Origin of the sequence: Pseudomonas onubensis (assembly GCF_965653655.1) — a bacterium.
In the GTDB taxonomy this organism is placed as follows: domain Bacteria; phylum Pseudomonadota; class Gammaproteobacteria; order Pseudomonadales; family Pseudomonadaceae; genus Aquipseudomonas.
The window spans coordinates 1-423 of record NZ_CBFHAZ010000308.1 but is presented as its reverse complement, the minus strand read 5'-3'; the positions used below and the strand labels follow the sequence as shown (position 1 = coordinate 423).

Below are 423 nucleotides of genomic sequence, written 5' to 3'. Positions count from 1 at the left end.
GATAATCCGTCTCTTTGTTAACATAAGTACCCTGAACTTTTTTTCCCTAAACGTATTTCAAAAAGATTTTTCGGATCTTTTTTAGAGAACGGCATAAGATATAAAACACAGGGAAAGACATAAATTCCACAATAAATATAATCATGAAAATGTTTACATTTTGAGTGCCGATCTATTATAATAAACTTCAGATAGACTCTCGGGAGGGGATAAGGAATGAATCGCATGTTCCGGGTGTTAGGATTTTGGACGGGGATATTTGCAGTCATGTTTTTTCTAGGGGGCATGAAAGACGCTTCTCTTTTGTTTTTTGGACAGACGATCTTTTTCGTATTTCTTTCTTATTTGAATCTGACTGAGCGGATGTATATTTATATTTTCGGAGCTTACTTAACCGTATTTTTCGCCGGATTTACATACTAC

Annotated in this window: 1 protein-coding gene; it reads left to right on the top strand. The window is 35.0% G+C overall.

Going from position 1 to position 423, the window contains the following annotated elements:
* Window positions 1-216: 216 nt before the first annotated feature.
* The coding region (locus ACTD9P_RS30095) for a DUF2626 domain-containing protein (protein WP_438870496.1) at window positions 217-423 on the top strand (207 nt) is incomplete at its 3' end.